This window comes from Streptomyces sp. NPDC001700, from assembly GCF_053596435.1.
In genome coordinates, this window is sequence record NZ_JBSFGE010000016.1 from 141,339 (window position 1) to 154,787 (window position 13,449).

The following is a 13,449-nucleotide window of genomic DNA, read 5'->3' on the forward strand; positions in this document are numbered from 1 at the left end:
AGATTACTCCTCGTCCTCGATCCAGCCCATGGTCCGCTGCACGGCCTTGAGCCAGCTCTTGTACTCGCGGTCCCGTACGTCCGCTTCCATACGGGGGGTCCACTCGGCGGCCCGGCGCCAGTTGGCGCGCAGCGCGTCGGTGTCCGGCCAGAAGCCGACGGCCAGACCGGCGGCGTAGGCGGCGCCGAGGCAGGTGGTCTCGGCGACCATCGGGCGCACCACGGGTGCGTCGAGGGCGTCCGAGAGGGTCTGCATCAGCAGGTTGTTGGAGGTCATTCCGCCGTCGACCTTGAGCGCGGTCAGCTCGACGCCGGAGTCCTTGGTCATCGCGTCGACGATCTCGCGGGTCTGCCAGGCGGTGGCCTCCAGCACGGCCCGCGCGATGTGCGCCTTGGTGACGTAACGGGTCAGCCCCGCGATCACGCCGCGCGCGTCGTCGCGCCAGTACGGGGCGAACAGCCCGGAGAACGCGGGCACGAAGTACGCGCCGCCGTTGTCCTCCACCGAGCTGGCCAGGGTCTCGATCTCGGCGGCGCTGTTGATCAGCCCCATCTGGTCCCGCATCCACTGCACCAGCGAACCGGTGACTGCGATGGAGCCCTCCAGGGCGTACACCGGCTTCTGGTCGCCGATCCGGTAGCCGACGGTGGTCAGCAGGCCGTTGTACGAGTTGACCGGCTTGTCACCGGTGTTCATCAGCAGGAAGGTGCCGGTGCCGTACGTGGACTTGGCCTCGCCCTCGGCGAAACAGGTCTGGCCGAACAGCGCCGCCTGCTGGTCGCCCAGCGCGGAGGCGACGGGCACGCCCTGGAGGATGCCGTCGGCGCTGCGCCCGTAGACCTCGGCGGACGAGCGGATCTTCGGCAGCAGCGCGGCCGGGATGTTCATCGACGTCAGGATCTTGGGATCCCAGTCGAGGGTGTGCAGGTTCATCAGCATGGTGCGGGAGGCGTTGGTGACGTCGGTGACGTGCACCCCGCCGTTGACCCCGCCGGTCAGGTTCCAGATGACCCAGGAGTCCATGGTGCCGAAGAGGATGTCCCCGGCCTCGGCGCGCTCCCGCAGCCCCTCGACGTTGTCGAGCAGCCAGCGGATCTTGGGCCCGGCGAAGTAGGACGCCAGGGGGAGACCCGTCTCGCGGCGGAAGCGGTCCTGGCCGACGTTGCGGCCCAGCTCCCGGCAGAGGGCGTCGGTGCGGGTGTCCTGCCAGACCAGCGCGTTGTGCACCGGCTCACCGGTGTTCTTGTCCCACAGCAGGGTGGTCTCGCGCTGGTTGGTGATGCCGATCGCCTTGACGTCGGCGGAGGTGATCTCGGCCTTGGTGATCGCGCCGGTCACGACCTCTTGCACGTTCTGCCAGATCTCGGCCGCGTTGTGTTCGACCCAGCCCGGCTTGGGGAAAATCTGTTCGTGCTCCTTCTGGTCGACCGAGACGATGCGCCCGTCCCGGTCGAACACGATGCAGCGGCTGGACGTGGTGCCCTGGTCGATGGCGGCGATGAACGGACCGTGTCCGTGGGAGGAGGCGCTCGTGGTGTGGGTGTCGGTCATGGTGGGTTGCTCTCCTGCGAGTCCGATGGGGTGGGGGCTAGGCGAAGGCGATCTCGTAGATGCCGCCGGCGATGGCTCCGCCGAGGAGCGGGCCGACGACCGGGATCCAGGAGTAGCCCCAGTCCGACCCGCCCTTGTTGGGCAGCGGCAGGAGGGCGTGCACGATGCGCGGTCCCAGGTCACGTACCGGGTTGATGGCGTAGCCGGTCGGGCCGCCGAGCGAGAGGCCGATGCCGACCACGACCAGCGCCGTGATCAGGACGCCGATCACGCCCAGACCCTTGCCCTCGCCGTTCAGGCCCTGGGTGAGGATGGCGAGGACCAGCACGGTGGTGGCGATGACCTCGGTGGCCAGGTTCTGAACGGTGTTCCGGATCTCCGGGCCGGTGGAGAAGACCCCCAGCACCGGGCCCGCGTCGCCCGCCTGCGCGGCGTCGGCCTTCTTCGTGTCCTGGGCGCCAGGACCGCCGACCAGCTCGCGGTCGGTGAGATGCGCCTGGAAGTGGCCCACGTACGCGATCCAGACCAGCACCGCGCCGATGATGGCGCCGGTGATCTGCGCGAGGAAGTAGATCGGGACGTCGCCCCACTCGATGCCGCCCTTGATGGCGAGACCGAGCGTGACCGCCGGGTTGAGGTGCGCGCCGGAGAGCGGCGCCGATATGTACGCGCCCGTGAGGACGGCGAAACCCCACCCGAAGGTGATGGCCACCCATCCGGCGTCGAACGCCTTGGATCGCTTCAAGAGAACGCCTGCGACGACACCACAGCCGAGCAGGGTGAGCACGGCGGTACCGATGGTCTCGCCGATGAAGATGTCGGAGCTGGACACCCGCGACTCCTTTGTCCTTCGTCCAGGGGAAGGCGAACCCCCGGTCCCGCCGGGGATCCGCGCCCTCGTGGGAGGGCGTTGGTCGGCCCGCGGCGAGTCCACCATAGCGAATATTGTCGTCAGGTGTTCGACAATGCCGACCGATGAACGGCAGTTTTCTTCACGGCGAATGCCCCGTCAAGGGTCGGGTGGAGGAAAACTCTGGAGGATGTGAAACCGTGATGAATGACCATAGACCTGGCCAAAGGTCCTGGTCAGAACGGACGATCAGCCTCCAGGCCAGGCCAGGCCCAGGTCGGGCGCGGTCCGGGCCGAGTCCGGCTCGGGGCCGGTGCCGGGGCCCCGTCAGAAGCGCCCGGCGCCAAGGTCGCGGGAGACCGCCCGCGCGCAGTCCCGTACGGCGGCGATCAGCTCGGAGCGAAGCTCCCCGTCGTCGCACACCCGCTCCACCGCGCCCGTGATCCCCACCGCGCCCACCGGCAGCCGCCGCCGGTCGTGCACCGGGGCCGCGACCGAGGCGACGCCCTCCCAGGTCTCCTCCACATCGGCGCCCCAGCCGCGCGCCCGGGTGAGCGCGAGGACGCCCTCGAAGGCGTCCTCCTCGGTCACCGTGCGCTTGGTGAACGGCTCCCGGTCGCCCTCGGCCGCCTCGCTGTGCGCCACCGGGTCGTACGCGGACAGCACCTTGCCCAGGGCGGTGGAGTGCAGCGGCTGCATGGCGCCGACCTCCAGCACCTGGCGGCTGTCGTCCGGCCGGAAGACGTGGTGGACGATGAGCACGCCCTGCTGGTGCAGGACGCCGAGGTAGACGCTCTCGCCGCTGGAGCGGGCCAAGTCGTCCGTCCACACCAGGGCGCGGGCGCGCAGCTCGTGGACGTCCAGATAGCTGTTGCCCAGCCGCAGCAGCTCGGCGCCCAGCTGATAGCGGCCCGAGTTCTCGTCCTGCTCGACGAACCCCTCCTGCTGGAGGGTGCGCAGGATGCCGTGGGCGGTCCCCTTGGCGAGTCCGAGGGTGGAGGCGATGTCGGACAGTCCCAGCCGTCGCTCGCCCCCGGCGAGCAGGCGTAGCATCGCGGCAGCCCGCTCCAACGACTGGATGTTCCGTGCCATCGCCAACCTCCTGACTGCGGTTCGACAATGCTGAACACTATCGGTCCATGTCGACTCCGCGGTACACACAGCCAAACGTAAATGATCACCAGGCCGCCGCGGCTGACCGGAGGATGTTCGTCCGGCTGATGGGACGCCCGCCTCTCCGCGGCCCTTGGCAGCTAGGCTGGCCTGGTGCGCCTTCTGAAGTGAGGGCGCAAAGCCGACAGCCGTCGCACTCCAGGGAGCACATCCATGGCCTCGCACACGTCATCGTCCGCATCCGCCGCCCGAGTCGACGCCCTCCGCGAGGCACTTGCCTCCCGCGTAGTGGTCGCCGATGGTGCGATGGGCACGATGCTCCAGGCGCAGGACCCCACTCTTGATGACTTCCAGCAGCTCGAGGGCTGCAACGAGATCCTGAACATCACCCGCCCCGACATCGTCCGCTCGGTCCACGAGGAGTACTTCGCGGCGGGCGTGGACTGCGTCGAGACGAACACCTTCGGCGCCAACCACGCGGCGCTGGGCGAGTACGACATCCCCGAGCGGGTCTTCGAGCTGTCCGAGGCGGGCGTCCGGATCGCCCGCGAGGTGGCGGACGAGTTCACCGCCTCGACCGGGCAGCAGCGCTGGGTGCTCGGCTCGATGGGCCCCGGCACCAAGCTGCCGACGCTCGGCCACGCCCCGTACACCACGCTGCGCGACGCCTACCAGCAGAACGCCGAGGGCATGATCGCCGGTGGCGCGGACGCCCTCCTGGTCGAGACCACCCAGGACCTGCTGCAGACCAAGGCCTCGATCCTCGGCGCCCGCCGCGCCCTGGACGCCACCGGCGCCAACCTCCCGGTGATCTGCTCGGTCACCGTCGAGACCACCGGCACCATGCTGCTGGGCTCCGAGATCGGCGCGGCGCTGACCGCCCTGGAGCCGCTCGGCATCGACATGATCGGCCTCAACTGCGCGACCGGCCCCGCCGAGATGAGCGAGCACCTGCGCTACCTCGCCCGCCACGCGCGCGTCCCCCTGTCCTGCATGCCGAACGCGGGACTCCCGGTGCTCGGCAAGGACGGCGCCCACTACCCGCTCACCCCGGGCGAGCTGGCCGACGCCCAGGAGACCTTCGTCCGCGAGTACGGGATGTCCCTGGTCGGCGGCTGCTGCGGCACCACGCCCGAGCATCTGCGCCAGCTCGTCGAGCGCGTCCGCGACCTGACCCCGACCCCGCGCGACCCGCGTCCCGAGCCGGGCGCGGCCTCGCTGTACCAGACGGTGCCGTTCCGCCAGGACACCTCGTACCTGGCCATCGGTGAGCGGACGAACGCCAACGGGTCGAAGAAGTTCCGCGAGGCCATGCTGGACGGCCGCTGGGACGACTGCGTGGAGCTGGCCCGCGAGCAGATCCGCGAGGGCGCCCACCTCCTCGACCTGTGCGTCGACTACGTCGGCCGCGACGGCGTCGCCGACATGCAGGAGCTGGCCGGACGCTTCGCCACCGCGTCCACCCTGCCGATCGTGCTGGACTCCACCGAGGTGGACGTCATCCAGGCCGGTCTGGAGAAGCTCGGCGGCCGCGCGGTCATCAACTCGGTCAACTACGAGGACGGCGACGGCCCCGAGTCCCGCTTCGCCAAGGTCACCAAGCTCGCCCGCGAGCACGGCGCCGCGCTGATCGCGCTGACCATCGATGAGGAGGGGCAGGCGCGTACGCCGGAGAACAAGGTCGAGATCGCTCAGCGGATCATCGCCGACCTCACCGGCAACTGGGGCATCCACGAGTCGGACATCCTCATCGACACCCTGACCTTCACCATCTGCACCGGTCAGGAGGAGTCCCGCAAGGACGGCATCGCCACCATCGAGGCGATCCGCGAGCTGAAGCGCCGCCATCCGGACGTGCAGACCACGCTGGGCCTGTCGAACATCTCCTTCGGCCTCAACCCGGCCGCCCGCATCCTGCTCAACTCCGTCTTCCTGGACGAGTGCGTCAAGGCCGGTCTTGACTCGGCGATCGTGCACGCGAGCAAGATCCTGCCGATCGCGCGCTTTGACGAGGAGCAGGTCACCACGGCCCTCGACCTGATCTACGACCGCCGCGCCGAGGGCTACGACCCGCTGCAGAAGCTGATGGCGCTCTTCGAGGGCGCCACCGCGAAGTCCCTCAAGGCGGGCAAGGCCGAGGAACTGCTGGCCCTTCCGCTGGACGAGCGTCTCCAGCGGCGCGTCATCGACGGCGAGCGCAAGGGCCTGGAAGCCGACCTCGACGAAGCCCTCACCGAGCGGCCCGCCCTCGACATCGTCAACCAGACGCTGCTGGAGGGCATGAAGGTCGTCGGCGAACTCTTCGGCTCCGGCCAGATGCAGCTGCCGTTCGTCCTCCAGTCCGCCGAGGTGATGAAGACCGCGGTGGCCCACCTGGAGCCGCACATGGAGAAGACGGACGACGACGGCAAGGGCACCATCGTGCTCGCCACCGTCCGCGGCGACGTCCACGACATCGGCAAGAACCTTGTCGACATCATCCTGTCCAACAACGGCTACAACGTGGTCAACCTCGGCATCAAGCAGCCGGTCTCCGCGATCCTGGAGGCCGCCCAGGAGCACCGCGCCGACGTCATCGGCATGTCCGGCCTGCTGGTGAAGTCCACGGTGATCATGAAGGAGAACCTGGAAGAGCTGAACCAGCGCAGCATGGCCGCCGACTACCCCGTCATCCTCGGCGGCGCCGCCCTCACCCGCGCCTACGTCGAACAGGACCTCCACGAGATCTACGAGGGCGAGGTCCGCTACGCCCGCGACGCCTTCGAGGGGCTGCGCCTCATGGACGCACTGATCGCCGTCAAGCGCGGCGTCCCCGGCGCCGAGCTGCCCGCCCTCAAGCAGCGCCGGGTGCCCAAGCGGGACACGGTGGTGAGCGAGCCGGAGCCGGAGGGTCCGTCCCGCTCCGACGTCGCCATCGACAACCCGCTGCCCACCCCGCCGTTCTGGGGCACCCGTGTCGTCAAGGGCATCCAGCAGGTCGACTACGCCTCCTGGCTGGACGAGGGCGCGCTGTTCAAGGGGCAGTGGGGGCTCAAGGAGGCCCGCAAGGGCGACGGCCCGAGCTACGCGGAGCTGGTGGAGTCCGAGGGACGGCCGCGGCTGCGCGGCTGGCTGGACAAGCTGCGTACGGAGAACCTGCTGGAGGCCGCCGTGGTCTACGGCTACTTCCCCTGCGTCTCCAAGGGCGACGACCTCGTGCTGCTGAACGAGGACGGCAGCGAGCTGACCCGCTTCACCTTCCCGCGCCAGCGGCGCGGCCGCCGCCTGTGCCTGGCCGACTTCTTCCGGCCCGAGGAGTCGGGCGAGACCGATGTGGTCGGCCTCCAGGTCGTCACCGTCGGCTCGAAGATCGGCGAGGCGACCGCCGAACTGTTCGCCGCCGACTCCTACCGCGACTACCTGGAGCTGCACGGGCTGTCCGTACAGCTCGCCGAGGCGCTGGCCGAGTACTGGCACGCCCGGGTCCGGTCCGAGCTGGGCTTCGCCGGGGAGGACCCCGGCGACATCGAGGACATGTTCGCGCTGAAGTACCGCGGCGCCCGCTTCTCGCTCGGCTACGGTGCCTGCCCCAACCTGGAGGACCGCGCGAAGATCGCCGATCTGCTGCAGCCCGAGCGGATCGGGGTGAAGCTCTCCGAGGAGTTCCAGCTGCACCCCGAGCAGTCGACCGACGCGATCGTCATCCATCACCCGGAGGCGAAGTACTTCAACGCCCGGTAATCGGTGGGCGCCCGCCAGAGGCGCCGCGACGCGCCGCGTCGTAGACTGGTCGATCCGGTAGAGGCCGGTCGTCTTCCACATCGTGGAAGGGGGCCGGCCTTCGTGCCCCGTATCCGGAGGTGTTTGGATGACCAGCAGCATCCCCGCCGTCGACACCCGTACGGCCGAAGGCTCCGCCCTGCAGGCGGTCCTGCTCGACATGGACGGCACCCTGGTGGACACCGAGGACATCTGGTGGGACGCGGAAGTGTCCATCTTCGCCGAGCTGGGCCACGCCCTCGCCGAGGAGTACCGCGAGGTGGTGGTCGGCGGCCCGATGGCCCGCAGCGCCTCGTTCCTCATCGAGGCCACCGGCGCCGACATCGCGCTCGCCGAGCTGTCCGGCCTGCTGAACAGCCGTTTCACCGAGCTGCTGGACGGCACCGTGCCCATGCTGCCCGGCGCGCGCCGGCTGCTGACCGAACTGGGCGCGCACGGAGTGCCGACCGCCCTGGTCTCCGCCTCGCACCGGCGGGTGATGGACCGGCTGCTGCGGTCGATCGGACGTGAGAACTTCGCGCTGACGGTCGCGGGCGACGAGATCGGCCGTACCAAGCCGCACCCCGACCCGTATCTGTTCGCCGCCGCGGGGCTGGCCGCCGACCCGGCGCGGTGCGTGGTCATCGAGGACACCGCGACCGGCGTACGGGCCGCCGAGGCGGCCGGGTGCCGGGTGGTGGCGGTGCCGTCCGTCGTGCCGATCGAGCCCGCGGCGGGCCGCACCATCGTCGGATCGCTGGAAGAAGTCGATCTTCCATTTCTGCGCGGACTGGTCACAGGAATGCACTGATCGCGTACTCAGCGTATTTCTGAAAATTGCAGTCTGAATAACGCGCTCCCCGTTTTTGTGTGGCGGCAGCGGCATTTCGGGCGTGATGTTTATCACTGCATATGCCGTCGACAGATGAGGTGGGTATCTGCTGCGCGTCCCGTTTGGTGTGATGTGGGCGAGCCCTTGTGTCCGGATTGGTGACATCCCGTACGATACGCGACCGCGTTCGGATATCGGGCGGACCTTTCGCGTTATCGGTGCGTGATATCGCCTCAACTTCGTTGTGTCTGAGCATGGCTGGCGCCTCGGACTAATCTCGTCGCGAGTGGTTGATCGATCGCAGGGAGACTCCCGACAATGAAGCGCAAGTCGCTCGCGCTGCCGGCCGTGGCGGGCCTACTGACGTCAGCGCTCACCGCGTGCGGTGGATCCGACGGCTCGGGCGCTGAGGGTGGCGCCATCGTGCTGGGGAGCACCGACCGGATCGAGGCCTCGAAGGCCGCGCCCGCCCCGCTGGACCCCGCCCAGGCATACGACTTCGCCTCGTGGAGCGTGCTGCACAACAGCCTCCAGACGCTGATGCGGCTGCCCCGCTCGGGAACCGAGCCGATACCGGACGCCGCGCAGAAGTGCGGCTTCCAGGACCGGCAGAGCGAGCAGTACCGCTGCACCCTGCGCAGCGGTCTTGAGTTCTCCAACGGGCACGCCCTCACCTCCGAGGACGTCAAGTTCTCCCTCGACCGGATGCTGCGGATCAAGGACCGCAACGGCCCGGTCTCCCTGCTCTCGAACGTGGACAAGGTCGAGACCCCGACCGCCCGCGAGGTCGTCATCCACCTGCGCGCGCCCGACGCGACCTTCCCGTCCAAGCTCACCACCCCGGCCGCGGCCATCCTGGACAGCGAGGTCTACCGGGGGAACGCGCTGCGCAAGGGGTTCGACCTGGTGGGCTCGGGCCCATACCAGGCGAAGACCGAGGTGCGCGACGACCGGCTGGTGAAGGTGGTCTTCACCCGGAACCCGAACTACCAGGGCGATGTGAAGCCGGACAACGACAAGGTCGAGATGCGGTTCTTCGACTCCGCCTCGGCCATGGAGAAGGCGCTCACCAAGGGCGACATCGACGCGGTGCACCGCGGCTTCTCGCCCGGCCAGATCGACAAGCTCAACAAGGGCGAGGTCAAGGGCGTCCGGCTCTTCGAGTCCTCCGGCCAGGGCATCCGCTACCTCGTCTTCGACACCGACAACCCGTCGGTCAAGGCCAAGGCCGTCCGGCAGGCCATCGCCCATCTGGTGGACCGGCAGGCGCTGGTACGCGACGTCTACAAGCGGACCGCCGAGCCCCTTTACTCGCTGATCCCGAACAACGTCGCCTCGCACACCAACTCGTTCTACAACGAGTACGGCGATCCTGACCCGGACGCCGCCCGCAGCGCCCTGCAGGGTGCGGGGATCAGCACCCCGGTGAAGCTGACCCTGACGTACACCACCGACCACTACGGTCCGGAGACCGCCCAGGAGTTCAAGGAGCTGCAGGGCCAGCTCAACCGCAGCGGCCTCTTCAAGGTCAAGATCAAGGGCGTCCGCTGGACCGAGTTCCGCCCCAACCTCCCCAAGCGCGCGTACGCCGCCTACGGCATGGGGTGGCTGCCGGACTTCCCGGACCCGGACAACTACATCGCGCCCTTCCTGACCAAGGACAACTTCCTCAACTCGCCGTACCGCAACAGCGCCGTGCAGGACGAGCTGATCCCGCGGACCCGGCAGGAGAGCCAGCGCACCCGCACGGCCGGAGACTTCCAGGCCATCCAGAACACCGTCGCCGACGATGTGCCCTATCTGCCGCTGTGGCAGGGGAACACCTATGTGGCGGCCCGAGAGAACATCACCGGGGCCGAATACGCGTTCGACTCCTCGACCATGCTGCAGCTTTGGGAGCTGGGCCGAGGCGCCGGCAGCTGACACAACGCCAGACGGGGGCCGGATAAAGAGACGACGAAACTGTGAGGAAACCACCCGTGAGGAAACGTGATCAGTGGCTGGCAGCTCCCCTTGGAGCTGGAATCGCCGCCGCCCTGCTCACCGGCTGTGGGAGCGAGGACGGGGACACCGCGGGCAGCGGTGAGCACGTCGTCATGGGCATGTCGGACGAAGTCCTGGCCACCGACCCCGCATCCGGTTACGACCCGGGCTCCTGGCTGTTGTTCAACAACGTGTTCCAGTCGCTGCTGAGCTTCCCCAAGGGCGGCACCACCCCGCAGCCCGAGGCGGCGGAGAAGTGCGGCTTCAAGGACAACTCCAGCCAGGTGTTCACCTGCACCCTGCGGAACGACCTGAAGTTCTCCAACGGACATCCGCTGACCTCCGAGGACGTCAAGTTCTCGTTCGAGCGCACCATGCGGATCAACGACGAGAACGGCCCGGCGGTGATGCTCACCAGCATCGGGAGCATCAAGACCCCGGACGAGCGGACCGTCGTCTTCAACCTGAAGACCCCGGACGCCACGTTCCCGCAGAAGATCGCCTCCGGCGCCGGGTCCATCGTGGACCACGCCGAATACCCGGCCGACAAGCTGCGCACCGACAACAAGGCGATCGGCTCCGGCGTCTACAAGCTGGACTCCTTCAGCAAGAAGGAGGCCGACTTCTCGGTCAACGGCTCGTACAAGGGCCCCGCCGAGGCCCAGAACACCGGGATGACCCTGAAGTTCTTCGAGGGCCGCCAGCAGGAGCTGAAGGACGCCGTCCAGAACGGCGACGTCGACCTGGCCTACCGCGGACTGGCCATGAAGGACCTGGCCGACCTCCAGGCCGAGTCGCTCAGCGGCGGCAAGAACCTGAACGTCGTCGAGGGAACCGGCGCCGAGGTCCAGCACCTGGTCTTCAACATGAAGGACCCGGTGGCCGGAAAGCTCGGCGTCCGCAAGGCCATGGCGTACCTCCTCGACCGCTCCACCCTGGTCCGGGACGTCTACAAGCGCACCGCCGAGCCGCTGTACTCGGTCGTCCCCGCCGGGATCACCGGCCACAACACGGCCTTCTTCGACAAGTACGGCGACCGGCCGCAGCCCGGGAAGGCCGAGCAGGCGCTGCGCGACGAGGGCATCACCGGCAAGGTCAAGCTGACCCTGTGGGGCACCCCGATCCGCTACGGCCCCGGCACCATGCCGGGTCTGAACGAGATCGCCAAGCAGCTCAACGCCAGCGGGCTGTTCGACGTGGACGTGAAGAGCACCGACGTCGCCACCTACGAGAAGGGCGTGGCCGCGGGCGACTACCCCGTCTACGTCAAGGGCTGGGTGCCCGACTACCCGGACCCGGACAACTTCGTCGCCCCGTTCTTCGGCGCCGGCAACGTCCTGGCGAACAACTACACCCAGGCCCAGCTCACCGGGCAGCTCATCCCGGCCACCGCGGGCCAGCCCAGCCGCACGGCCACGGTCGGCGACTTCAAGAAGATCCAGGACCTGGTCGCCGACGACGTGCCGATGCTGCCGCTGTGGCAGGGCAAGCAGTACGCGGTGGCCCAGGAGTCCATCTCCGGACTGCAGTGGACCCTGGACGCCTCCACGGTCTTCCGCTTCTGGGAGATCAAGAAGTCGCCCACGGACTGACGATCCGCGGGCCGACCCCTCACGGACTGACGCCCGTAACCGCTCCGGCGCGCGCCTCCTGGCTACTGCGCGCCGGGGCGGACCAGCCCGCTCTCGTACGCGTACACCGCGGCCTGCACCCGGTCCCGCAGCCCCAGCTTGGTCAGCACATGGCCCACATGCGTCTTGACCGTCGTCTCGCTGACGAACAGATCCGCCGCGATCTCCGCGTTCGACAGCCCCCGGGCCACCAGCTTGAGCACCTCCACCTCGCGCTCGGTGAGCGTGTGCAGCGTGTCCGGAACCGGCTCCTCACCCGACGGCAGATGCCCCGCGTACTTGTCGAGCAGCCGCCGCGTGATGCTCGGCGCCAGCATGGCCTCGCCCGCCGCCACCACCCGGATGGCCTGCACCAGCTCGGTGGCCGGCGCGTCCTTCAGCAGAAAGCCGCTGGCCCCGGCGCGCAGCGCCTCCACCACGTACTCATCGAGGTCGAAGGTGGTCAGCACCAGCACCTTCGCCGGGCCGTCCCGCCCGGGACCGGTGATCTGCCGGGTCGCCTCCACCCCGTCCATCCGCGGCATCCGGATGTCCATCAGCACCACGTCGGGCTGGAGCGCCCGCACCTGGTCGAGGGCCTGCAGACCGTCCCCGGCCTCGCCGACGACCGCCAGATCCTGCTCCGCCTCCAAAATCATCCGGAAGCCGGTGCGCAGCAGCGGCTGGTCGTCGACCAATAGGACGCGGATCGCCACGGAATCTCCTTCGCTAGACCGCGTCCATTCTGCCGGAGCCGTCGCCCCCGGAGGGAGCCGGGGACGGAGCCGGGGACTGGGCCGGGATGACGGGCAGCGGATACGGCGGGGGAGTGCCACCGAATTCCGGACAGCGCTCCTGGTGGTCGCACCAGCCGCACAGCTTGGTCCGGCGCGGCAGGAAGTCCCCCGACTCCGTCGCCAGCCGGATCGCCTCCCACAGGGCCAGCACCTTGCGCTCCACCCCGAGCAGATCCCGCTCCACCGGGTCGTACGTCAGCACATCGCCGCTGCCCAGATAGACCAGCTGCAGCCGCCGAGGCACCGTGCCGCGCAGCCGCCACAGCACCAGGGCGTAGAACTTCATCTGGAAGAGCGCCTCGCCCGAGTACTGCGGCGCGGGCGCCTTGCCCGTCTTGTAGTCGACGATCCGCACATCCCCGGTCGGCGCGATGTCCACCCGGTCGATGATCCCGCGCAGCGTCAGCCCCGACTCCAGCGCGGTCTCCACGAACAGCTCCCGCTCGGCGGGCTCCAGCCGGGTCGGGTCCTCCAGCGAGAACCACCCCTCGACCAGCCGCTCGGCCCCCGCCAGCCACTCGGCCAGCCGCTCCGGGGACTCCGCGCCGTCCTCCTCCCGGAATAGCTCCGCCAGCTCCGGCTTGGCCGCCAGCAGCCGCTCCCACTCGCCCGGCACCATCGCCCGTGCGCGCGGCGCGGTGCGCTCGGCGGCGGGCGCGTCGAACAGCCGCTCCAGCACCGCGTGCACCACCGTGCCCCGGGTCGCGGCCGCGCTGGGCTTCTCCGGCAGTTTGTCGATCACCCGGAAGCGGTACAGCAAGGGGCACCGCATGAAGTCCGCCGCCCGGGATGGCGAGAGCGACGCGGCGCGGCCGGACTGCGGTGCCCCATCCGCCTGTTCGGGCTGCCCTGAGGTGATTCCCATGGCGACGACCCTACGACCCGCCACCGACAGCCGGACGCATACCATCGACGTCCGAGCCCCTCGCACTGCATGATCGTGGGGACCGTATCAAAACAGGGTGCGACGGACGC

Annotated in this window: 9 protein-coding genes; 4 read left to right on the plus strand and 5 right to left on the minus strand. The window is 69.1% G+C overall.

What is annotated here, in order from left to right; all coding sequences use genetic code 11:
• Positions 1-3: 3 nt before the first annotated feature.
• The 3 genes from glpK to ACWC5C_RS27805 all read right to left on the minus strand — a co-directional run bounded on the left by glpK (position 4) and on the right by ACWC5C_RS27805 (position 3,493).
• Positions 4-1,551, minus strand: a complete 1,548-nt coding sequence (gene glpK, locus ACWC5C_RS27795; protein WP_450879647.1) for a glycerol kinase GlpK — start codon at positions 1,549-1,551, stop codon at positions 4-6.
• A gap of 37 nt (positions 1,552-1,588) precedes the next feature.
• Entirely contained in the window at positions 1,589-2,383 is a 795-nt protein-coding gene (locus ACWC5C_RS27800) for an MIP/aquaporin family protein (RefSeq protein ID WP_450879649.1), read from the minus strand.
• A 345-nt stretch (positions 2,384-2,728) separates the two neighbouring features.
• A complete protein-coding gene (locus ACWC5C_RS27805) occupies positions 2,729-3,493 on the minus strand; it encodes an IclR family transcriptional regulator (RefSeq protein WP_450879650.1) in 765 nt (254 codons plus the stop codon).
• 234 nt (positions 3,494-3,727) lie between these two features.
• On the opposite strand from ACWC5C_RS27805, the gene metH reads away from it, so the two are divergent.
• The 4 genes from metH to ACWC5C_RS27825 all read left to right on the plus strand — a co-directional run bounded on the left by metH (position 3,728) and on the right by ACWC5C_RS27825 (position 11,659).
• On the plus strand, positions 3,728-7,234 hold the full coding sequence (metH, locus tag ACWC5C_RS27810; protein WP_450879652.1) for a methionine synthase: 3,507 nt from the start codon (positions 3,728-3,730) through the stop codon (positions 7,232-7,234).
• Between the two features lie 127 nt (positions 7,235-7,361).
• A complete protein-coding gene (locus ACWC5C_RS27815; protein WP_450879654.1) occupies positions 7,362-8,063 on the plus strand; it encodes an HAD family hydrolase in 702 nt (233 codons plus the stop codon).
• 339 nt (positions 8,064-8,402) lie between these two features.
• Positions 8,403-10,007, plus strand: a complete 1,605-nt coding sequence (locus tag ACWC5C_RS27820; RefSeq protein WP_450879656.1) for an ABC transporter substrate-binding protein — start codon at positions 8,403-8,405, stop codon at positions 10,005-10,007.
• Between the two features lie 56 nt (positions 10,008-10,063).
• On the plus strand, positions 10,064-11,659 hold the full coding sequence (locus tag ACWC5C_RS27825) for an ABC transporter substrate-binding protein (protein WP_450879658.1): 1,596 nt from the start codon (positions 10,064-10,066) through the stop codon (positions 11,657-11,659).
• Positions 11,660-11,721: 62 nt separating this feature from the next.
• On the opposite strand, the gene ACWC5C_RS27830 is transcribed toward ACWC5C_RS27825, so the two are convergent.
• Positions 11,722-12,393 carry a response regulator gene (locus ACWC5C_RS27830; RefSeq protein ID WP_009719179.1) on the minus strand — a complete coding sequence of 224 codons (672 nt, stop codon included), beginning with the start codon at positions 12,391-12,393 and terminating at the stop codon, positions 11,722-11,724.
• A 13-nt stretch (positions 12,394-12,406) separates the two neighbouring features.
• Positions 12,407-13,339, minus strand: coding sequence for a RecB family exonuclease (locus tag ACWC5C_RS27835; RefSeq protein ID WP_385445305.1), 933 nt, complete (start codon positions 13,337-13,339; stop codon positions 12,407-12,409).
• Positions 13,340-13,449: the final 110 nt, after the last annotated feature.